Origin of the sequence: Pantoea sp. AS-PWVM4, from assembly GCF_000468095.1 — a bacterium.
Lineage (GTDB): Bacteria > Pseudomonadota > Gammaproteobacteria > Enterobacterales > Enterobacteriaceae > Pantoea > Pantoea phytobeneficialis.
In genome coordinates this window covers 1-20,716 of the sequence record NZ_ASZC01000002.1, presented here as the reverse complement: position 1 = coordinate 20,716, position 20,716 = coordinate 1, and the positions used below count along the sequence as shown (strand labels likewise).

19 protein-coding genes and 1 other annotated feature are annotated in these 20,716 nt (G+C 54.1%); of the genes, 8 read left to right on the top strand and 11 right to left on the bottom strand.

Features of this window, described 5'->3' with window-relative positions:
• The first annotated feature begins 122 nt into the window (after nucleotides 1–122).
• The gene (gene ybaL, locus L579_RS00205; protein ID WP_021182299.1) at nucleotides 123–1,811 is read left to right on the top strand and encodes a YbaL family putative K(+) efflux transporter; all 1,689 of its coding nucleotides are present in this window, start codon (nucleotides 123–125) and stop codon (nucleotides 1,809–1,811) included.
• 90 nt (nucleotides 1,812–1,901) lie between these two features.
• Here ybaL and L579_RS00200 read toward each other — a convergent pair whose 3' ends face one another.
• The 4 genes from L579_RS00200 to L579_RS00185 form a co-directional block, all read right to left on the bottom strand.
• The gene (locus L579_RS00200; protein WP_021182298.1) at nucleotides 1,902–3,203 is read right to left on the bottom strand and encodes an inosine/guanosine kinase; all 1,302 of its coding nucleotides are present in this window, start codon (nucleotides 3,201–3,203) and stop codon (nucleotides 1,902–1,904) included.
• A 57-nt stretch (nucleotides 3,204–3,260) separates the two neighbouring features.
• Nucleotides 3,261–4,220 carry a ferrochelatase gene (hemH, locus tag L579_RS00195; protein WP_021182297.1) on the bottom strand — a complete coding sequence of 320 codons (960 nt, stop codon included), beginning with the start codon at nucleotides 4,218–4,220 and terminating at the stop codon, nucleotides 3,261–3,263.
• 114 nt (nucleotides 4,221–4,334) lie between these two features.
• Nucleotides 4,335–4,979: an adenylate kinase gene (adk, locus tag L579_RS00190; protein WP_021182296.1), complete on the bottom strand. Its 645-nt coding sequence runs from the start codon at nucleotides 4,977–4,979 to the stop codon at nucleotides 4,335–4,337.
• Nucleotides 4,980–5,076: 97 nt separating this feature from the next.
• Nucleotides 5,077–5,967, bottom strand: coding sequence for a DUF6024 family protein (locus L579_RS00185; protein ID WP_021182295.1), 891 nt, complete (start codon nucleotides 5,965–5,967; stop codon nucleotides 5,077–5,079).
• A 196-nt stretch (nucleotides 5,968–6,163) separates the two neighbouring features.
• On the opposite strand from L579_RS00185, the gene L579_RS00180 reads away from it, so the two are divergent.
• Nucleotides 6,164–7,033: a LysR substrate-binding domain-containing protein gene (locus L579_RS00180; protein WP_021182294.1), complete on the top strand. Its 870-nt coding sequence runs from the start codon at nucleotides 6,164–6,166 to the stop codon at nucleotides 7,031–7,033.
• Nucleotides 7,034–7,096: 63 nt separating this feature from the next.
• Nucleotides 7,097–8,965, top strand: a complete 1,869-nt coding sequence (locus L579_RS00175) for an NACHT domain-containing protein (RefSeq protein ID WP_021182293.1) — start codon at nucleotides 7,097–7,099, stop codon at nucleotides 8,963–8,965.
• 78 nt (nucleotides 8,966–9,043) lie between these two features.
• Here the strand turns inward: L579_RS00175 and htpG are convergent, their stop codons facing one another.
• The 6 genes from htpG to L579_RS00145 all read right to left on the bottom strand — a co-directional run bounded on the left by htpG (nucleotide 9,044) and on the right by L579_RS00145 (nucleotide 15,236).
• Entirely contained in the window at nucleotides 9,044–10,918 is a 1,875-nt protein-coding gene (gene htpG, locus L579_RS00170; RefSeq protein ID WP_021182292.1) for a molecular chaperone HtpG, read from the bottom strand.
• A gap of 98 nt (nucleotides 10,919–11,016) precedes the next feature.
• Nucleotides 11,017–11,622, bottom strand: coding sequence for a recombination mediator RecR (gene recR / locus L579_RS00165; RefSeq protein WP_021182291.1), 606 nt, complete (start codon nucleotides 11,620–11,622; stop codon nucleotides 11,017–11,019).
• A complete protein-coding gene (locus tag L579_RS00160; RefSeq protein ID WP_021182290.1) occupies nucleotides 11,622–11,951 on the bottom strand; it encodes a YbaB/EbfC family nucleoid-associated protein in 330 nt (109 codons plus the stop codon). The genes recR and L579_RS00160 overlap by 1 nt, the downstream gene beginning before the upstream one ends.
• Before the next feature lie 53 nt (nucleotides 11,952–12,004).
• Nucleotides 12,005–13,957 carry a DNA polymerase III subunit gamma/tau gene (gene dnaX / locus L579_RS00155; protein WP_021182289.1) on the bottom strand — a complete coding sequence of 651 codons (1,953 nt, stop codon included), beginning with the start codon at nucleotides 13,955–13,957 and terminating at the stop codon, nucleotides 12,005–12,007.
• Nucleotides 12,602–12,663, bottom strand: a sequence feature (DnaX frameshifting element). It overlaps the preceding gene by 62 nt.
• 193 nt (nucleotides 13,958–14,150) lie before the next feature.
• On the bottom strand, nucleotides 14,151–14,702 hold the full coding sequence (apt, locus tag L579_RS00150; RefSeq protein WP_021182288.1) for an adenine phosphoribosyltransferase: 552 nt from the start codon (nucleotides 14,700–14,702) through the stop codon (nucleotides 14,151–14,153).
• 150 nt (nucleotides 14,703–14,852) lie between these two features.
• The gene (locus tag L579_RS00145; protein ID WP_021182287.1) at nucleotides 14,853–15,236 is read right to left on the bottom strand and encodes a DUF454 family protein; all 384 of its coding nucleotides are present in this window, start codon (nucleotides 15,234–15,236) and stop codon (nucleotides 14,853–14,855) included.
• 57 nt (nucleotides 15,237–15,293) lie between these two features.
• Between L579_RS00145 and priC the strand changes: the two genes are divergently transcribed.
• From priC to rsmS, 3 genes are read left to right on the top strand one after another with little or no spacing between them, the layout of a single operon-like run.
• Nucleotides 15,294–15,806, top strand: coding sequence for a primosomal replication protein PriC (priC, locus tag L579_RS00140; protein WP_021182286.1), 513 nt, complete (start codon nucleotides 15,294–15,296; stop codon nucleotides 15,804–15,806).
• Nucleotides 15,807–15,857: 51 nt separating this feature from the next.
• Complete coding sequence (locus L579_RS00135; protein WP_021182285.1) at nucleotides 15,858–16,103, top strand: GlsB/YeaQ/YmgE family stress response membrane protein; 246 nt, start codon at nucleotides 15,858–15,860, stop codon at nucleotides 16,101–16,103.
• An 8-nt stretch (nucleotides 16,104–16,111) separates the two neighbouring features.
• A complete protein-coding gene (gene rsmS / locus L579_RS23060; RefSeq protein ID WP_021182284.1) occupies nucleotides 16,112–16,267 on the top strand; it encodes a pleiotropic regulatory protein RsmS in 156 nt (51 codons plus the stop codon).
• 20 nt (nucleotides 16,268–16,287) lie between these two features.
• Here the strand turns inward: rsmS and acrR are convergent, their stop codons facing one another.
• Nucleotides 16,288–16,932, bottom strand: coding sequence for a multidrug efflux transporter transcriptional repressor AcrR (gene acrR, locus L579_RS00130; RefSeq protein WP_021182283.1), 645 nt, complete (start codon nucleotides 16,930–16,932; stop codon nucleotides 16,288–16,290).
• Nucleotides 16,933–17,074: 142 nt separating this feature from the next.
• On the opposite strand from acrR, the gene L579_RS00125 reads away from it, so the two are divergent.
• On the top strand, nucleotides 17,075–18,271 hold the full coding sequence (locus L579_RS00125) for an efflux RND transporter periplasmic adaptor subunit (RefSeq protein ID WP_021182282.1): 1,197 nt from the start codon (nucleotides 17,075–17,077) through the stop codon (nucleotides 18,269–18,271).
• A gap of 17 nt (nucleotides 18,272–18,288) precedes the next feature.
• On the top strand, nucleotides 18,289–20,716 hold a 2,428-nt coding region (locus tag L579_RS00120), incomplete at its 3' end, for an efflux RND transporter permease subunit (protein WP_036624366.1).

The window sequence follows — 20,716 nt, the reverse complement described above, 5'->3', positions numbered from 1 at the left end:
CATTTTTCTCTTATTTTTTCATTTTTTTCTGCTTATCCCGCTCAAATGTTTAAACGCGGTTAGCGATTGTGCAGTAAACTAGGTTGTTACAAGCGGATACATTTGCACACAAGGAGACAGGCATGCATCACACCACACCGTTGATCACCACCATCGTCGGGGCACTGGTCCTGGCCTTTCTCCTTGGTATGTTGGCACATCGCCTGCGAATTTCGCCGCTGGTCGGATACTTGCTGGCCGGTGTGCTGGCCGGTCCCTTTACCCCAGGTTTTGTCGCCGATACCAATCTGGCCCCTGAATTAGCTGAACTGGGGGTGATCCTGCTGATGTTTGGTGTGGGGCTGCACTTTTCGCTGAAAGATTTGATGTCGGTAAAGTCGGTCGCCATTCCCGGTGCAGTGGCGCAAATCGCCGTGGCAACCTTGCTGGGAATGGGGCTGTCGTGGGCGCTGGGCTGGTCAATGATGACCGGGCTGGTGTTTGGCTTGTGTCTCTCCACCGCCAGTACCGTGGTGTTACTGCGCGCGCTGGAGGAGCGTCAACTGATTGACAGCCAGCGCGGGCAAATTGCCATCGGCTGGCTGATTGTCGAAGACCTGGTCATGGTGCTGACGCTGGTGCTGCTGCCTGCCATCGCTGGCATGCTGGAACAGGGTAACGCCAGCCCAACCCTGTTGGCGTGGGACCTGCTGCTGACCATCGGTAAAGTGGTCACCTTTATGGTGCTGATGATGGTGGTGGGCCGCCGCGTCATCCCCTGGATTCTGGCGAAAAGTGCTGCCACCGGTTCACGCGAGCTGTTCACCCTGGCGGTGCTGGCACTGGCGCTGGGCATTGCGTTTGGTGCAGTAGAATTCTTCGATGTCTCCTTTGCCCTCGGCGCTTTCTTCGCAGGCATGGTGCTGAACGAATCTGAATTAAGCCACCGAGCAGCACACGACACGCTGCCGCTACGTGATGCGTTTGCCGTGCTGTTCTTCGTTTCTGTTGGCATGTTGTTCGACCCGATGATTCTGGTCAACCAGCCGTTGGCGGTACTGGGGGCGCTGGTGATTATCGTGGTGGGCAAATCGGTCGCTGCCTGGCTGCTGGTCACGTTGCTGGGCCACTCACGCCGCACAGCCCTGACGATCTCCGTTAGCCTGGCGCAGATTGGCGAGTTTGCCTTCATTCTGGCCGGTCTTGGCATTTCGCTGGGGTTACTGAGCCAGGAGGGGCGCAATCTGGTGCTGGCCGCAGCCATCCTGTCGATTATGCTGAACCCGATTCTCTTTACTGTGTTGGAACGTTATCTCGACAAAACCGAGACGATGGAAGAGCAGACGCTGATCGATCCTATCGAGGAGGAGAAGCAAATTCCGGTGGATATCTGTGACCATGCGGTGATTGTCGGCTATGGCCGCGTCGGTAGCCTGCTGGGACAGAAGCTGCTGGAAGCGGATGTGCCGTTAGTGGTGGTGGAAAACTCACGACCACGCGTTGAAGCGCTGCGCGAGCAAGGCATCAAAGCGGTGCTGGGCAATGCCGCCAGCAGCGACATCATGGAGCTGGCGCGCCTCGACTGCGCCCGCTGGCTACTGCTGACCATTCCCAATGGTTATGAAGCCGGTGAGGTTGTCACGGCGGCGCGCGCGAAGCGCGACAATATCGAGATAATCGCCCGCGCCCATTATGACGACGAAGTGGAATACATCCTCGAACGTGGTGCCAATCGCGTGGTGATGGGGGAACGAGAGATCGCTAACAGCATGCTGCATATGCTGGAAGAAGAGATTGCGCAAAGGCCGATTGTGCGTGAGTGTCCGATTTGATTTAACGCCGTAGCGGCGCGATTTATCGCGCTTTTTGACCGCTGAAGCAAAGTCAAAGGCGCGATAAATCGCGCCGCTACGAGTGATGTTTTATCTGTCCCAGTACGACTCTTCGAGGCTATCCTCACGCTCCGGTAAACCTCGCGTCAGACGTGGGGAATGCTGATTCAGCACCTGGTAGCTGACGCGGTTGGCATATTTACACACCTGCGCCAGTGATGAATACGTCAGATACTCGCGCGCATGTTTGCTGGAGTTCGGCACTTTCTGGCGGTGGAAATTATTGGCGGTGATATCGTGCAGTAGCGCTGCTAAAGCCGCATCCCCCGCGCCATTGGTGTTCATAATCTTCTCCGGACCGCCCATATAAGGCGCGATATGCGAGAAGATGCGCAATGGCTGCTGGCAATCCCGCTGGCGCATGGCACGGCTGAACTCATATTGGTTAAATTCAGCAATCGCGCCTGGCAGCAACGGATGGTTGGTTTTGCGCTTAAATTCTTCTTCGGTAAAGCCCGCCATATATAACCCGGTTGGCCCGGCGGTGCAGAGCACCAAATCGACCCAATCCAACGCCATATTGGCCGCCAGCAGCGGATCGGCCTCTCCGGTCAGGGCCAGGGCTTCCTCTTCATTCATCGCGACGATGGAGACATGTTCGCGCAGAAAATCGCGCCAGAACTGTGGGTTGTCCTGAATGACGTATTTGGTACCCAGCGTTAACACCACCGGTACGTTATGTTTTTTGGCGAACGCAATCGCACGCAGCGTCGCTTCCGGCATCGGTTCTCCGGGCTGACAACGCACCAGATAGGAGGTCAACACCAGCGCTGACGCGCCCGCGATCACCTCTTCGGGAATGCTGTCGGCCTTTAACTGGTTCATCAGACCGGGGCTGATGGCAAAGGTACGCTCGCCCTGCTCACCAATCAGGGTGAAACAACGACCAATCGCGCCATCAACACCTTGCAAATAGTTGAGATCCATCCGGCTGGAGGTGTTGCACAGGTAACGATAAGCGTAGCTACCGATCTGGATGCTGTTGCACATCACGCCCAGCAACACCGAACGGTCATCGGCCAGCACCGAGTAGTTATGCAAAGTGTTGCCAATGGTGCCACCGGCAAACTGGTGGCTAATTAACTCGTCACGCATCAGCTCGTGGTATAACGCTTCCGCCGTGGCATCATCAATCACCAGCGAATGACCCGCACTCAGGCCATAACGTTGCAGGAAGCCATCATCAACTTTGGCTTCAATATCTACCAGCGTCTGATCAATACCGACGACCCAGCTGCCCTCCTCCTGCTCTTGTTGCGTAGCCTGCAACAGCGGATCGCGCGCGCTAACGGGGAAATAGTGTTTGGATTTGCGTTTGCCGGGAAATTTCATGGGGGATGCCGTCTGGAAAATCAGGCAGAGAATGATAACACATTCTCTGCCACTCCCTTAACGGCGCGCGTTGACCAGCTGCACCATCATGGCAATGTGCTCATCATCGGCGTTCAACGCAGGGATATACTCAAACTTCTCACCACCCGCATGCAGGAAGAATTCACGGTTCTGCTCGCTAATCTCCTCCAGCGTTTCAAGGCAGTCTGCGGCAAAGCCGGGACTCATCACCTGCACATGCTTGATACCTTTAGCGGGCAGACCTTGCATGGTTTCGTCGGTGTAAGGCGTCAACCAGGGCTCACGGCCAAAGCGCGACTGGAATGTCATCATGATCTTGTTTGGCGCGATGCCGAGCGCGGCGGCCAGCGCATCAGTAGTATCTTTGCAGCGTTGCGGATAGTCATCGCCCTCGTCGGCGAAGCGCTGTGGGATGCCGTGATAGGACAGCACCAACAGGTCCGGCTCGCCATGCTGGGCGAAGGAACGCTCGACGGAGGCTTTCAGCGCCGCGATATATGCCGGATGTTCAGCGTAATCACGAATAAAAGCCACTTCTGGCAGGGAACGCAGCGGTTTGAAGCTGGCAGCCAGGCCATCCCATACGGCCGCAACTGTGGAGCAGGAGAATTGCGGGTAGAGCGGCAACACGATCAATTTAGTGACGCCCTGTGCCAGCAGACGCTCAACCGCACCTTCAAGGCTCGGCTGGCCGTAGCTCATGCCCAGCTCCACTGGCATATCGATTTGCTGCGCCAGCGCATCACGCTGCCGCTTGCTGAACACCATCAGCGGCGAACCTTCATCCATCCAGACCGATGCATAAAGCTTCGATACGCGCGGCGAACGGAACGGCAGGATAATAAAGTTGAGAATCGGCCACCACAACCAGCGCGGCGTATCCACCACGCGCGGGTCACCGAGGAATTGTTTCAGATAACGTTTAACCGCTGGTGTAGTGGGTGCGTCTGGCGTGCCTAAATTAACCAGTAAAACCCCGGGCTTTTCTTGCCTCATTGTATTTCCTTGCTGTCGAAACGAATGGGTCAAAATCGTGGGAAATTGTAGCGGAAAAAGCGGGAGGGAAAAGCAATTGCTGCAAAAGGGCCGATAAACCGGCCCTTAACTGGCTTAGCCGAGAATCGCGGCCAGCTGTGCACTCACTTCAGCAACCTGACGGGTGCCGTCGATTTTGTGGTATTGGGTGTTACCGGCTTCCGCTTCTTTGCTGTAGTAAGCAATCAGCGGCGCAGTCAGCTGATGGTATTCCACCAGACGCTTACGCACCGTTTCTTCCTGGTCATCTTTACGTGTTGTCAGCTCTTCGCCGGTCACGTCGTCTTTACCTTCCACTTTCGGCGGATTGTACTTAACGTGATAAACGCGACCCGACGCCGCATGCACGCGACGACCTACAATACGATCCACAATCAGTTCATCCGGTACGGCAAACTCCAGCACGAAATCGACGCTGATACCGGCTTCTTTCATGGCATCAGCCTGCGGAATGGTGCGCGGGAAGCCGTCAAGCAGAAAACCGTTTTTGCAGTCTTCCTGAGTAATACGCTCTTTAACCAGCGCAATTACCAGCTCGTCAGTCACCAGTTTACCGGCATCCATAATGGCTTTCGCCTGCTGGCCCAGCTCAGTGCCCGCTTTCACTGCCGCACGCAGCATGTCACCTGTGGAGATTTGCGGAATACCGTATTTCTCCATGATGAATTGAGCCTGAGTGCCTTTACCTGCGCCCGGTGCCCCGAGCAGAATAATACGCATTGCGTAATTCCCCTTGCGAATCGCATTGATCAATCTGAGAAGGCGAAGACCATACCACTATGCCCCGCCCACCACAAGGAAAGGGGCGCGGTAACGGCTAATGTCCTACTTTACTGCCTTTTGCCACCGATACCAGCCCGACGCGGGATTTTTCCGCATTTTCAGAATTGCGACCGCTATTTAACAGCTCGCGCAGGCGCTTCGTCAGTTTCATTGTCATATTCTGACTTTTGTTGGCGCTGCCACGCACATTGGCACGAAGAAGGACGCGCCCACGCTCGGGCCACTGATGCAAATCAGGCTGCGGCGAGTTTGGCAGCTTACCCGGCATAATCGGCAGCACCGCGAATGACAGACCCGGCTGTTGCAAAGATTGCAGCGAAAATGGCGCTTCCAGCGTGATGGTATCAACGCTGGCGATATTATAAGGTCGCCATTGCGCAGCCGCCATCTGTGCCAACGCCTGCTCCGGCGCATCACCCAGCGCCAGCCCCTGTTCAAACAGGCGCAACTCACTCCGCACCAGGGTGCTGAAATCATGGGTACGTAAGGCGATCAACACTAAATCCGTTCCCAGCGCCGCGTGACGATCGAGCCGTGTGACAAACAGTCGCGCCTCGCTTATCAGCCGTCGGTGCAACAGCGTGGCGAAAGACTCAGATGCATCGGTGACGCCCTGGCTCTGGCATTCAGCCAGCGCGCGTACCCGCCCCTGAAACAGGTCAATATGTTCAACCAGAGCAATATTCCCCGCCATCACCGGCACTGCTGCCAGGATACTTAATTCACTGACAGGATAATGCGACGCATAGCGGGTTTGGTTACGCGCCTGCTCCTGGCGTAAAAACAGTTGGGAAAGCAGCACCCGCGCAATATGCAATGAAGGTGCAAAGAAGAGATCATACTGTTCAAGCCGATAATGGCGGGAAAGCTGGCCGCGAAGCTGATCGCGCGCCGCCGCCCTGGCAGAAGCATTCTGTGAAGCCATCGCGTGATTTTTCTCTGTTTATTGTGCTGTGTGATGGCGGATGAGGCTCGGATCCGTGGCAGAAATTACCGGCGAAACACAGAGACGCCTGCCAGTCAACCCGCCAGAATCAGGGGGAAAGGTTAGGGGAATGCGGCTGGACTTTAAAATGATATAAACTGACAATCCCTGTTAGGTTTTTACACAGGGGATGAGTATGACCGGGCTACCTTCGTTACGTGCACTGCATTATTTCCACCAGGCGGCACTGCACAGCAGTTTTAGCGTAGCCGCAGAACGTCTGCATGTGACCCATAGCGCCATCAGCCATCAGGTCCGACAGCTGGAAAGCTGGATGGGTAAGCCTCTGTTTGTCCGTACAAATGGACGTGTCAAATTAACCTCACATGGTGAGCGATTACTGGTCAGTTGTCAGAAGGCCTTCAGCGAACTTTCCACGACCTGTGAAAGTATCCGCACCGGCATGCGTCACCATCTTAGCGTCTCCTGCGCGCCGAGTTTTCTTTCCCAATGGTTGATCCCGCGCATCGGCACTTTTTATCTGCGCTATCCTGATATTGAGATCCAGTTCCAGCAACTGGTAGAGATTGACCAGTTACGCAGTGAACATACCGATGTTCTGATTCACAGTTACGAACAAACACCTGATGAAGACATTGATGCCACCCTGATTAGCGATGATTACATCGGCCCGCTCTGTGCCCCCCAATTTGCCGCACGCTTCCAGAGTGAGCAGGATCTCGCCGCCTTACCCCTTCTGCATGCTGATACCCGACTTCACGCCTGGGCGGAGTGGGCAAAAACCAGCGGTACGCGAGGGAATTTCTGGGTGGGAAAACATTTTGATAATTTGACGTTGGGCATTCAGGCAGCCAGAAATGGCCTGGGCGTGATCATGGCACCGCGTTTGCTGGTGCGGCAAGAATTACACGACGGCACACTGATCGCGCCACTTGGTTTTGTGCGGGTGGATCGCGCCACCTGGATGATGACCAAGGCGTCACGTCAGCATGATGCAGAGATTACCTTGTTTCGTGATTGGTTGAGGGATGAAGCGCACCACTGATCACTATTGCCAATAAGATACTTATTACATAAACGTAAAACGTGAATGGTATGAGGATACGTTATGGATGCACTTATTGCCCAACTACTGAATAGTGGTATTGGTGAAGCGACAAAAGTCATGGTTGAAAAGTTGCTGAAGGTTGACTGGATCCCAACCCGAAAAGCAGGCAAAAAACTTCTCAGCCAAATGCAATCACCCCACATTCAGCAGGCCTATCTGGAAAAGCATGCTTATGCTGCTCTGCGTATGCGCACTCTGCATAATCCCGATTATGACGTTTTGCTTGAAGATATTTATTATCCGCTCACCATTGAAAACAGGCCGGAAAAGACCGAACTGATTGTCAGTGATGGCGCACAGATAATCTCCCAGAACATCGTCAACATCATTGGGATTGCCGGACAAGGCAAAAGTACCATTCTGCGTAAACTGTTTCTTGAAGAGATCAGAAAGCATCGTCGATTGCCTTTCTTCCTGGAATTACGCCGTATTGAGGACGGCAACGTCTTCGAATATCTTCACGCGCAATTAAACATATTAGGATTCGATCTTAACCAGGATGCTTTAGAGCAACTCTTGTCGTCAGGAAAAATCATCATTTTACTGGACGGCTTTGATGAAATTAAAGATAACCTGCGTTCTGCTTTTATCCGTTCTATTTTTGAAATTAATAAAAAATATCGCTGCCCTGTCATTGTCACCAGTCGCCCCGATACTGAGATATGCAGTGAAGCTGGCATCACCAATGTTTTTGTCAAATCACTTACGGATAAGGACAGATACGGCATACTTAAAAAACTCGCCACGCCCGATGATTTCAACGAATTATCCCAGCTTCTGAGAACGAATTCTGGGTTAGCGAATACGCTGGTGAGTCCTATCCTGTTGACCCTGTTACATGCCTGCTATCATGACTGGGATGAACTACCGCGAACTGCCGTGGATTTTTATCGCCTGTTGTTTTCCACCTTGTATCACAAGCATGACCGTATCAAGGCCTGGTCCAGGCAACGCCGCTGTAAATTACAAACAGACGAAATTCAATGGTGTTTTTCAGCGATGTGTTTATTTGCCATGGAAGATGAAGTCTATGAGTTCAACGAGGAAAACCTCCACGCTTACGCTGCCCGGGCGCTGGATACCGCCGCTCTTGATGAGCAAGAGCGCGATAACTTTTTGCATGACATCATTAGCATCACCTGCCTGATACAACCCGATGGTTTTAATCGCTATGTCTTTTTGCACAAATCATTGCAAGAATACCATGCCGCTTATGCTGTCACAAAATTGCCTGAAGATTATAAAGATAAATATTATGACTATTTTTCCGATAAACTGAACACGGGCATTGAGTATGACAACGTCCTCTTTTTCTTATTTCATATTGATGAAGATTGGTTTCGCCGAAAGATTATGACCGAGCGGTTCGAAAAGACGGGTTTTATTTCACTCGCAAACAAGAACGACGAAGAACTTGCTGAATACATATTCCAGTCGCTTAAGTACGATGATGCGCTCTATGAAATCACAAAATTCGCCAATGGGTTTAGCAACGAGATTGTTGCCAGTACTATACCAGACATACAGACATCACTTCACACGCTTACCGTTATGTCCGGAAAACCCAGAGATATCGGACTACATACCGACACTGTCATCAATAACATTCTTGAAGAAAGCATCCATCCCGATAATCTCCATCAATACCGAACAACACTGCATGAGAAAACACCTGCTGACGATCCCAATAAGGATCAGTACAACATTGCTCTGTCTGAGCTGTTCTATCAATCAGAATATTGGGATGAATTAGTCTTTTCCATCAGCAGTGAAATCTATCGATATTATCACGGCGTGTATTTACCAACGAAAGCAAGACTTCGCGAGAAGAAACAAGCGTTATCACGCGGTATGAAGATCAAACTTTAAGTTTGGGCAAACGAGGCAGCGCTAAACTTGCGCTGATGTGGGAAAAAAAGGGCGACCTGCTGGTCGCCCTAGTGCTGTTTAGGCAGTTAACAACTGATTCATACGACGAATAAACTGGTTCGGATCGTCCAGCGTACCGCGCTCAGCCAGCAGCGCCTGGTCGAGCAGCAGTTCCACCCATTCGCCAAAGCGGCTTTCATCCTGGGTATCCGCCACACGTTTCACCAGCGTATGATCCGGGTTCAGTTCAAAGATGTATTTCACATCCGGCACTTCCTGGCCCGCCGCCGCGAACAATTTCGCCATCTGGGTGCTCATTTCGTTGGCATCGGTGGTGACAATCGCCGGCGTATCCGTCAGACGATGGGTTAAACGCACCTCTTTGACACGCTCGCCCAGCAGGGTTTTCACGCGATCAACGAACGGCTCCAGCGCTTTTTCCGCTTCTTTCTGTTCTTCGGTTTCTTCGTCGGCCAGTTTGCTCAGCGACTCATCCGCTTTGCTCACCGACTGGAAGGTTTTACCGTCAGACTCGGTGAGGTAGCTCATCATCCATTCGTCGATACGATCGGACAGCAACAACACCTCGATGCCTTTTTTGCGGAACAGCTCCAGATGCGGGCTGCTTTTAGCGGCGGCATAGCTGTCAGCGGTGATGTAGTAAATCTTGTCCTGACCTTCCACCATGCGGCTCAGGTAGTCGTCCAGAGAAATCGTCTGCTCGGCACCTTCGCTTTGCGTGGTGGCAAAACGCAACAGCTTTGCAATCTGCTGCTGGTTGGCATGATCTTCGGCTGGGCCTTCTTTCAGTACCAGGCCGAACTCTTTCCAGAACTGCTGATATTTTTCCGCGTCATCTTTCGCCAGTTTTTCCAGCATTTGCAGGCTACGCTTGGTCAGCGCACCGCGCAGGCTTTGGGTCACGCGGCTGTCTTGCAGAATTTCACGCGAAACGTTAAGCGGCAGGTCGTTAGAATCAATCAGGCCACGCACGAAACGCAGGTAGTTCGGCATAAACTGTTCGGCGTCGTCCATGATAAACACGCGCTGGACGTAAAGTTTCAGGCCGTGTTTGTGGTCGCGGTTCCACATGTCAAACGGGGCGCGTGCCGGGATGTACAGCAGGCTGGTGTACTCCTGCTTACCTTCCACGCGGTTGTGGCTCCAGGCCGCAGGCTCGCTGAAGTCATGGGCGATGTGTTTATAGAATTCGTGGTACTCTTCGTCGCTGATCTCAGCTTTGTTGCGCGTCCACAGTGCCTGGGCTTTGTTGATTTTTTCCCAACTGGTGGTGTCGCTCTCTTCATCTTTGCTTTCGATCTCGACCGGCAGCGCGATGTGATCGGAATATTTGCCGATGATGCTGCGCACACGCCAGGCATCAAGGAATTCATCCTCGCCTTCACGCATATGCAGGGTGATCTCGGTGCCGCGATCGGCTTTCTCGATCTCAGCCAGGGTATATTCGCCCTCACCGGCCGATTCCCAGAACACACCTTCTTCGGCGCTGGCACCGGCGGCGCGGGTACGCACAGTGACTTTATCAGCTACGATAAATGCCGAGTAGAAACCGACACCGAACTGACCAATCAGCTGGCTATCTTTTGCCTGGTCAGAACCCATCGACTCCAGAAACGCTTTGGTGCCTGATTTAGCGATGGTGCCGAGGTTCTCAATCACCTCATCACGACGCATGCCGATGCCGTTATCACTCAGCGTCAGCGTACGATTTTCCTTGTTGACCGAGATCCGCACGCGCAGGTCGCCGTCGCCTTCGTACAGATCCGGTGACGACAGCGCGCGGAAGCGCAGTTTGTCAGCCGCATCGGAGGCGTTGGAGATCAGTTCACGCAGGAAAATCTCTTTATTTGAATAGAGGGAATGGATCATCAGGTGCAGAAGTTGTTTTACCTCTGACTGGAAGCCACGCGTCTCTTGTCCTTTCATGGTCATTGCTACCTCAACTGAATCGGGTTGATCGAACGTTGAGGAAGAGATGGGGATGGTGCGGAGAATTTCAAGCCGGTATCAAGATTGATACCGGCAAGTGATTAAAATTTAATCTTGTGACGTCCAGCCAGCGAGTGCGACAGCGTGGTACCATCGACCATCTCCAGCTCCCCGCCCACCGGCACGCCGTGAGCAATGCGGCTGGCATCCACGCCGTACTGGCTGCATAGCTCGGCGATATAGTTGGCCGTGGCTTCACCTTCCACCGTGGGATTGGTCGCGAGGATCACTTCCTGCAACGTTTCCTGCTCCAGGCGCTGCTCCAGACGATCCAGCCCGATATCCTGCGGGCCGATACCATCCAGCGGCGATAGGTGGCCCATCAGCACAAAGTAGCGACCTGCGAACTGGCCGGTCTGCTCAATGGCGTGGATATCCGCCGGACTTTCCACCACGCAAATCTGGCCGTTTTGTTGACGACGCGGATTGGCGCAGATGGTGCAGATCTCCTGCTCGGTGAACGTGCGGCAATCGGTACAGTGGCCGATTTCCGACATCGCGCGCGTTAACGCCTGCGCCAGGCGCATGCCACCGCTGCGATCGCGCTGCAATAGATGAAAGGCCATACGCTGCGCTGACTTCGGGCCAACCCCCGGCAGACAACGCAGCGACTCCATCAAGGATTCAAGCAGTGGACTGGTTTGCATCAGAACGGCATCTTGAAGCCTGGCGGCAGCTGCATACCGGCAGACACAGAAGCCATTTTCTCTTTCTGCGTTTCATCGATACGGCGTGCGGCGTCATTGAACGCGGCAGCGATCAGATCTTCCAGCATATCTTTGTCATCTTCCAGCAGGCTCGGATCCACTTCCACGCGACGGCAGTTATGCGCGCCGTTGATGGTCACTTTGACCAGGCCAGCACCTGATTCGCCAGTGACTTCCAGCGCGGCGATCTCTTCCTGAACTTTGGCCATTTTGTCCTGCATCTGCTGGGCCTGTTTCATCAGGTTGCCCAATCCGCCTTTTCCAAACATAGTCTTCTCTCTCTGCTGGGGCTGCGTCGCGCGCTCATCGCACGGCAGCATGTTCATACGGGTCGAATACTCTCTTCATCCAAATCCGCGTCAAAGAAACGACGCAAGGTCTGAATGTGGGTATCGCTAATGATCGACTGACGCGCCTGCGACAGTTTCTCTTCATAAATGGCCTGACGCCATTCCAGTGGCGTCAATACCGCGGAATTATCGTCTTCAATAATGGTCAGTTCAACCGTCTCACCTGCCGCATGGCTGAGTGCCTCGGCCAATGCCTGGCGCGCACCACCTGAATTCAGATGACGCTGGCTGCTGCGCAAATGCAGACACACCTGATTATCGCCCTGCTCTTTCCAGGCGTTCAGCGCCAGTTGCTGCACCAGCTTTGGCAACGTCAGAGCGGCGATTTCCGCCGCCCAGGCATCGCGCTGCTGCGCTTCTTCCGCCAGACGTTGCGCCAGCTCAGGGGTTTTCTCATGCTCCAGCGCTGAACGCAAGGCTTTTGGCGTCGCGACCGGCTCAGCGATCACCTCGGTCGGCGTTTGCGCTTTCCAGCGATAGGCTTCCGGTTTTGCCGCCGCTTTTACCGCCGGTTCACTTGCTCGTTGCTGCACCCGTTCCGTGACATTCGCCAGGCGTTCCAGTGCCGCATTAGCCGGCCGCGCGGAACGCGCTGCCGGCTCACTCTTTTTTGCTTTGCTGGCTCCCTGACGCAATAACTGCGTACGGGCCTGTAACAACTGGCTGGTAGCATCCGACAGATTTTCCGGCGCAGGGGCCATATCAGGATAATCGGCAGGAATCGGCGGCGCTTCAGTCTGCGGCGGTACCATTTGTGGTTGCGCCGCCACTAACGGTGCAGCAACCGGAGCCGCCTGCGGCGTCAGCACCGGACGTGCAACCGGTTCGGCAATCAACGCCTGCGGGTGAAACGCCAGCGCACGTAATAACGTCATTTCCACACCCAGACGGCGATCCGGTGCCAGCGGCAGATCTTTACGCCCCATCAGCAGCGTCTGGTAATAAAGTTGCACGTCGGCTGGCGGCAATACCCGCGCCAGTTCGCGCAGGCGTTGCGCCTGGTTGACTTCATCCTCGCTGAGCGAGCCAGGCAACAGTTGTACCATGGCGATACGGTGCAGCAGGCGCAGCATTTCCACCAGCAAGGCTTCCCACTCGACGCCGCGTGACGCCGCCTGGTTCAGCAGCGCCATCACCTGTTCACCGTTGCCTTCGCTTAACGCTTCAATCAACGCTAACGGCTGCTCATCGTCCAGCGTGCCGAGCATCTGTGCCACGCTATCACGCGTCACGCTACCCTGCCCCATCGCAATCGCCTGATCGGTCAGGCTGAGTGCATCACGCATACTGCCTTCGGCAGCGCGCGCCAGCAGTTGCAACGCGCGCGGTTCGGCGGCGATCTGCTCCTGCTGTAAAATATGCTCCAGTTGCTGGCGAATCTGTTCGACATCCAACGCTTTGAGATGGAACTGCAAGCAACGGGATAAAATGGTGACCGGTAGCTTTTGCGGATCGGTGGTCGCCAGCAGAAATTTAACGTGTGATGGCGGCTCTTCCAGCGTTTTCAGCAACGCGTTAAAGCTGTGACGTGACAGCATGTGCACTTCATCAATCAGATAGACTTTGAAGCGACCGCGCGCTGGCGCGTATTGCACGTTATCGAGTAAATCACGGGTGTCTTCAACTTTGGTGCGCGACGCCGCATCGATCTCAATCAGATCGACAAAACGTCCCTGCTCGATTTCACGGCAGTTATCGCACACGCCACAAGGCGTCGAGGTGATGCCGGTTTCGCAGTTGAGGCCCTTTGCCAGCAGACGCGCAATAGAGGTTTTACCTACGCCACGGGTGCCGGAAAAGAGATAAGCATGATGGATTCGTCCCAGTGACAACCCGTTGGCCAGCGCAGTCAGCACATGTTCCTGACCGACTACGTCAGCGAAAGCCTGGGGACGCCATTTTCGCGCAAGTACCTGATAGCTCATGTGGATTCGATCACTGGATTTGGTTGAGTTGGCACAGCGGCACGACTAAGGAGCCGAGGCCCACTGTCAGTCAAAAGGGGAAAAACGCTGCTTTGCAAACCCTGTTTATTTTGGCAGTAGTTTAACAGCCAACACCCAAGATGCCTATAACTTTGCGGAGATGCGCCCCGTCGGATAACGGAGCGCGCTGGCCTTAGTGGCCGGGGAAATTAACCAGGCTGAAGCACTCGAGGCCCATCGCGTTCAGACGCGCTTCACCACTCAGATCAAACAGGTTAATAATGAAAGCAGCATCTTTCACCTCACCGCCTGCACGACGGATCAGTTTCACGGTAGCTTCGATGGTGCCACCGGTCGCCAGCAGATCATCTACCACCAGCACCACGTCACCCGGCTGGATAGCATCCTGATGCAATTCCAGTGTGTCGGTACCGTACTCCAGTTCATAGCTTTCGCTAAAGGTGGCTCGCGGCAGTTTGCCCGGCTTACGCACCGGCACAAAACCCACGCCTAAACCCAGCGCGACCGGCGCGCCAAACAGGAAACCACGCGCTTCCGTCCCCACCACTTTGGTGATGCCTTTGTCACGATAACGCTCAACGAGGATGGCAATCGACGCCGCATAGGCTTGCGGGTCTTCCATCAGACTGGTGACGTCACGGAACAGAATGCCCGGTTTGGGGTAGTCAGGAATGCTTTTGATGCTGTTTTTAATGAGTTCAAGCTGCTGAGCAGTTGCGGTCATAGTGTTACGCCTGGTGAAATCTCTATTTCGCGCAGCTCCCATAGCGCCATTACCCGGAGGACCGGGTTAAGCGAAGTCAGTTCACAAAGGGAAGCCACGCACGAAGAGGCCCAAATCTAAGCAAATGGTCGCCTAAATGCAACCCTGTCGCTACGTTTCACGTTCGTCTGTACTTTCTGCCACCACCGGAATCCGCCACATAAACAGCAGCAAGATGCACAACATCACGCCAAGCATAATGCGCACCCACCACAGATGAACCAACCAGATGGACACAGCAAAAGTAAGGATAATCAGCAGCATGGCACGACCTTTTGCTCCAGGTGGCATCGCACGATGGCGCTGCCAGTGGCGCAGATAACGACCAAAAGGTGAACGCCATAACAACCAGTGATGGAAACGCGGTGAGGAACGGGCAAAACACCAGGCCGCCAGCAACACAAATGGCGTGGTAGGTAATAAAGGTAATACAATCCCCAGCGTGCCCAGCACAATTGCCAGCCAGCCAAGGCTCAGTAATAAAATGCGTTGCATAACGGATGCCTGATAAAATCGATACCGCGCTACGTTAACACAGTCGGGAAAAGAGTGATGCCCTTGCCACGCCCACAACAACGTCTTCAATCCACGCTGGTACTGCTGCGCCAGCAAATCGCTCAGCAACCAGATGGGAGCTGCCGGCAGCCGCGTTTTGATGCGCAGTTGTTCCACTGCAAAGGAACACGCCTCGCCGACTATCTGCAAGAGCTGGAACACAATATCGCCCAGCTCACCGCCGCTGATCAGGACGCCACGCGTCGGCAGTGGCTGGCCGATAAAGTCGTGGATCAGATAGCTGCTTTACAACGTGAGTGCCTGAGCCAGCAACTGCGCGTAGCGCGTGAACGGCCACGTACTGATGTCAAACAACAGAAACGTGAAGAGTATCGAGGTTATGAGACGCGGTTGCTGGCGATGATCGCCGAACGTGAGCAGCATCTGCAACATGCCGAAACCTTGAGCGTCCAGCAGCAATTGATTCGTGAGCTGGAGCAGCTTCAGGCGCGTCTGGGACGCTGTCGCCAGGCCATCCACAAGCTGGAGCTGCAATTTACCGCACGGTAAGCGCCGTGATCTTTCCTCTATACTCATCTCTCCTGAGATGAGGAGTTGCATATGGCTTTTATCGCCTGGATTTTGACCGGTCTTGCCGCCGGCTGGCTAAAACGGGTGCTATTTCCCGGACGACCTGGTGGCTTTATCGTTACGCTGATACTGGCGGTGATAGGTGCGCTGATCGGCGGTTATATCGCCAGTTATTTTAACGCGGGCGACATGGTAACCCTTAGCGTGGCGACCCTGGGCATGGCACTGGCTGGCGCTGTGGTGATGCTGCTGGTGGTGATGAAATTACGTATTTAGGAGAGACGATGTCACTGGAAACGGCACCAGACGAAATCAAACTGGCAGTGGATTTGATTCAACTGCTTGAGGAGAACCAGGTGCCCACCACTACGGTGCTGGCCGCGTTGGCAATTGTCCGACGCGATTATGAACAGAAACAAGCCGCAGAAAAATCCCCGTAACGGCGCGATAAATCGTGCCGTTACGAATGAATACCGTTGGATAATGTTGGGCTGAAGCGCAACATATCCAACAGGGCTTCAACCAGGCCCGGCGCTTCTGCCGCCAGATCAAAACTTTCCGGGGTAAACAGCCAACTTTCCATCATGCCATTAACGTAGGCGCGCATAATCAACGCTGCCTGACGGGTGTTGAGGCTGCCGGGCAACTGACCCGCATCAATGCACGCACGCAGCACCTCTTCTATTCTGTCGTAACATTCCAACAGTAAGCTTTGCTGCATATTCTGCAAGGTTGCCATTTCACCCACAAATTCGCATTTATGGAAAATGATCTCCATTAGTGCGCGTCTTTTGGGATCCTTTGCAGTAGCGTCAAGGATATAGATCAACATCGAACGCATAACAGAGAGTGGATCGTCGGGGTATTTTGTTTGATACTCAAGTTCCACATCGTCAAGCCCAGCGTCACATTGCAACCAGATTTCATGTAACAGATCGGCTTTATTCTTGAAATGCCAGTAGATGGCTCCCCGCGTGACGCCGGCAGCCGCAGCGATATCCGCCAGTGATGTGGCGGCAACACCGTGTTCTGAGAAGTGAGCTAACGCGGCATCAAGAATTTGATTACGCGTTTCAAGTGCTTGTGCTTTGGTTTTTCGTGCCATAGCGGACTTTTTTTACAAACTGGCAAGTTTACATACATTTGTGAATGTATGTACCATAGCACGACCCGTGTTTTAACGCAGCAATGGGTTTAACGGTTTGTGATCCATTGATCATTTGATATCGGACACTCGAGGTTTATTTATGAATAAAAACAGAGGATTAGCCCCTCTGGCGGCCGTCCTGATGCTTTCAGGCAGCTTTGTATTGACAGGATGTGATGATAATAAATCCCAGCAAGCCGCCCAGCAGCAGCCCCCTGAAGTGGGTGTTGTGACGTTAAAAAACGAGCCACTGAAAATCACCACTGAACTCCCTGGTCGTACTTCGGCTTTCCGTGTTGCGGAAGTTCGCCCTCAGGTCTCAGGTATCATTCTGAAGCGTAACTTTGTTGAAGGCAGTGACGTGAAAGCAGGGGTTTCCCTGTATCAGATCGATCCCGCTACCTATCAGGCGGCTTATGACAATGCAAAAGGTGCCCTGGCGGAAGCTCAAGCCAATGCGCGCATCGCAGATTTGACGGTTAAACGCTATAAGCCGCTGCTGGGTACCAAGTACATCAGCCAGCAGGATTATGACACCGCCGTCGCTACCGCCGCGCAGAATGCCGCAGCCGTACAGGCCGCACAGGCGAACGTGGAAAGTGCCCGCATTAATCTGGCATACACCAAGGTGACCTCCCCGATTAGCGGACGTATTGGTAAATCTTCCGTGACGGAAGGTGCGCTGGTTTCAAGTGCGCAGACTACCGCGCTGGCTACCGTGCAGCAGCTCGATCCGATGTATGTTGACGTGACCCAATCCAGCGATGATTTCCTGCGTTTGCGCGCCGAGCTGGAAGCCGGTCAGCTGAAACAGACCGACGGCAAAGCCAATGTTGTTCTGTTGATGCAAAACGGCAGCACCTACTCACAGGCCGGTACGCTGGAGTTCTCCGACGTGACCGTCGACGAAACCACCGGCTCGATTACCCTGCGAGCGATCTTCCCGAACCCGGATGGCCGCCTGTTGCCTGGCATGTTTGTCCGTGCGCGTCTGGATGAAGGTACCAATCCGAGTGCGTTGCTGGTGCCTCAGCAGGCAGTAACCCGTACCCCAACCGGTCAAGCGACAGCCATGGTGGTCGGAGCCGATAACAAAGTTGAATTGCGCAACCTGACAGCCAACCAGGCGATTGGTGATAAATGGTTGGTGACCGAAGGATTGAAAGCAGGCGATCGCGTGATCACCGTCGGTCTGCAACGTGCCAAACCCGGTGCGCAGGTAACACCACAAGAAGTATCAGACGACACGAAAGCCGCTGCCGCATCTCAGGCACAGTCTGAAAAATCGTCTTCATAAACAGGAGCCGTTAATACATGGCTAAGTTTTTTATCGATCGCCCCATTTTTGCGTGGGTAATCGCCATCATCATTATGTTGGCGGGTGCGCTATCGATCATCAGTCTGCCTATCGAGCAATATCCTAATGTTGCGCCGCCGGCAGTTGAGATCCAGGCCTCCTACCCGGGTGCTGATGCGAAAACGCTGCAAGACTCGGTGACCCAGGTCATCGAACAAAATATGAATGGTATCGATGGACTGATGTATATGTCCTCGAGCAGTGACTCGTCCGGTACGCTGACCCTGACCCTGACTTTCCAGTCCGGTACGGATGCGGATATCGCCCAGGTTCAGGTGCAGAACAAACTGCAACTGGCGATGCCGTTGCTGCCCCAGGAAGTTCAGTCGCAGGGGATTCAGGTTAAAAAATCCTCCAGCAGCTTCCTGATGGTGGCCGGTTTTGTCAGTGATGATCCGAACATGACGCAGAACGATATCTCGGACTACGTTGCGTCGAACATCAAAGATCCGATCAGCCGTACCCCTGGGGTGGGTGATACTCAGGTATTTGGTGCGCAGTATGCGATGCGTATCTGGCTTGATCCGCACAAACTCAACAACTTCCAGCTGACACCGGTCGATGTGATCAGCGCACTGACAACCCAGAACACCCAGGTGGCCGCCGGTCAGTTAGGTGGTACACCTCCGGTGCCCGGACAGCAGTTGAACGCCTCGATCATTGCTCAGACCCGTCTGACATCGACCGACGAGTTCGGCAACATTCTGCTGAAGGTCAACACCGATGGTTCACAGGTGCGTCTGCGTGACGTGGCGAAGATTGAGCTGGGCGGGGAAAACTACGACATCATCGCCCGTTATAACGGTAAACCCGCTTCCGGTATCGGTATCAAGCTGGCGACCGGCGCTAACGCCCTGGATACCGCTGATGCGGTAAAAGCCGAGCTGGCGAAGCTACAACCGTTCTTCCCGGCCGGCCTGAAAGTGGTTTATCCGTATGACACCACGCCGTTCGTTAAAATCTCCATCTTCGAAGTGGTGAAAACCCTGATGGAAGCGATCGTGCTGGTGTTCCTGGTGATGTATCTGTTCCTACAGAACTTCCGCGCCACGCTGATCCCGACCATTGCAGTACCGGTCGTATTGCTCGGAACCTTTGCGATTATCGCCGCCTGCGGCTACTCGATAAACACGCTCACCATGTTCGGGATGGTGCTCGCCATCGGCCTGTTGGTGGATGACGCCATCGTGGTGGTAGAAAACGTTGAGCGTGTGATGGCTGAGGAGGGGCTGCCGCCCAAGGAAGCTACGAAACGATCGATGGAGCAGATTCAGGGCGCGCTGGTGGGTATTGCGCTGGTGCTCTCCGCGGTATTTATTCCGATGGCCTTCTTTGGTGGCTCTACCGGGGTTATTTATCGTCAGTTCTCCATCACCATCGTGTCAGCGATGGCCCTGTCGGTGCTGGTGGCGTTGATTCTGACGCCTGCGCTGTGCGCAACCATGCTGAAACCCGTAGAGAAAGGCAGCCACGGCAAAACCACCGGTTTCTTCGGCTGGTTTAACCGCCTGTTCGATAAGAGCACCCATCACTACGTTGATAGCGTTGGTCATATCGTACGCAGCACCGGTCGTTACCTGGTACTTTATCTGATCATCGTTGTCGGCATGGCGTATCTGTTCCTGCGTCTTCCTACCTCGTTCCTGCCGGAAGAGGATCAGGGGCTGCTGCTGGCTCAGGCACAATTGCCTGCCGGTGCGACTCAGGAACGTACGCAGAAAGTGCTCGACCAGGTGACGGATTACTTCCTGACTAAAGAGAAAGACAGCGTGAACTCGGTGTTTACCGTTAACGGCTTCGGCTTTGCCGGTCGTGGACAGAACACCGGTATCGCCTTCGTCAGCCTCAAGCCGTGGGACGAGCGTGGCAGTGCCGACATGAAAGTGCCTGCCCTTGCCGCTCGTGCGATGCGTGCGCTGGGTTCCATCAAAGATGCGATGGTCATTCCGTTCAACCTGCCGGCGATTATCGAGCTGGGTAACGCCACCGGTTTCGACTTCCAGCTCATTGATCAGGGTAACCTGGGACATGAGAAGCTGACCGAAGCACGTAATCAGCTGTTCGGTATGATCGCTCAGCACCCGGATACGCTGGTAGGCGTGCGTCCTAACGGCCTGGAAGATACTCCGCAGTACAAACTGATTATCGATCAGGAAAAAGCGTCGGCGCTGGGTGTCTCGCTGTCTGACATCAACACCACGCTGGGTGCGGCATGGGGTGGTTCCTACGTCAACGACTTCATCGACCGTGGTCGCGTGAAGAAAGTGTACGTTATGGGGCAGCCAGATTCACGTATGCTGCCGGATGACGTCAGCAAATGGTATGTACGTAACAGCGCCGGTGAGATGGTGCCATTCTCTGCCTTCTCCAGTGCGAAGTGGCAGT

What these genes read in the sequence shown, in the direction of transcription:
- ybaL (WP_021182299.1), top strand. Translation starts at nt 123, where the DNA reads ATGCATCACACCACACCGTTGATCACCACCATCGTCGGGGCACTGGTC.
- L579_RS00200 (WP_021182298.1), bottom strand. Translation starts at nt 3,203, where the DNA reads ATGAAATTTCCCGGCAAACGCAAATCCAAACACTATTTCCCCGTTAGC.
- hemH (WP_021182297.1), bottom strand. Translation starts at nt 4,220, where the DNA reads ATGAGGCAAGAAAAGCCCGGGGTTTTACTGGTTAATTTAGGCACGCCA.
- adk (WP_021182296.1), bottom strand. Translation starts at nt 4,979, where the DNA reads ATGCGTATTATTCTGCTCGGGGCACCGGGCGCAGGTAAAGGCACTCAG.
- L579_RS00185 (WP_021182295.1), bottom strand. Translation starts at nt 5,967, where the DNA reads ATGGCTTCACAGAATGCTTCTGCCAGGGCGGCGGCGCGCGATCAGCTT.
- L579_RS00180 (WP_021182294.1), top strand. Translation starts at nt 6,164, where the DNA reads ATGACCGGGCTACCTTCGTTACGTGCACTGCATTATTTCCACCAGGCG.
- L579_RS00175 (WP_021182293.1), top strand. Translation starts at nt 7,097, where the DNA reads ATGGATGCACTTATTGCCCAACTACTGAATAGTGGTATTGGTGAAGCG.
- htpG (WP_021182292.1), bottom strand. Translation starts at nt 10,918, where the DNA reads ATGACCATGAAAGGACAAGAGACGCGTGGCTTCCAGTCAGAGGTAAAA.
- recR (WP_021182291.1), bottom strand. Translation starts at nt 11,622, where the DNA reads ATGCAAACCAGTCCACTGCTTGAATCCTTGATGGAGTCGCTGCGTTGT.
- L579_RS00160 (WP_021182290.1), bottom strand. Translation starts at nt 11,951, where the DNA reads ATGTTTGGAAAAGGCGGATTGGGCAACCTGATGAAACAGGCCCAGCAG.
- dnaX (WP_021182289.1), bottom strand. Translation starts at nt 13,957, where the DNA reads ATGAGCTATCAGGTACTTGCGCGAAAATGGCGTCCCCAGGCTTTCGCT.
- apt (WP_021182288.1), bottom strand. Translation starts at nt 14,702, where the DNA reads ATGACCGCAACTGCTCAGCAGCTTGAACTCATTAAAAACAGCATCAAA.
- L579_RS00145 (WP_021182287.1), bottom strand. Translation starts at nt 15,236, where the DNA reads ATGCAACGCATTTTATTACTGAGCCTTGGCTGGCTGGCAATTGTGCTG.
- priC (WP_021182286.1), top strand. Translation starts at nt 15,294, where the DNA reads ATGCCCTTGCCACGCCCACAACAACGTCTTCAATCCACGCTGGTACTG.
- L579_RS00135 (WP_021182285.1), top strand. Translation starts at nt 15,858, where the DNA reads ATGGCTTTTATCGCCTGGATTTTGACCGGTCTTGCCGCCGGCTGGCTA.
- rsmS (WP_021182284.1), top strand. Translation starts at nt 16,112, where the DNA reads ATGTCACTGGAAACGGCACCAGACGAAATCAAACTGGCAGTGGATTTG.
- acrR (WP_021182283.1), bottom strand. Translation starts at nt 16,932, where the DNA reads ATGGCACGAAAAACCAAAGCACAAGCACTTGAAACGCGTAATCAAATT.
- L579_RS00125 (WP_021182282.1), top strand. Translation starts at nt 17,075, where the DNA reads ATGAATAAAAACAGAGGATTAGCCCCTCTGGCGGCCGTCCTGATGCTT.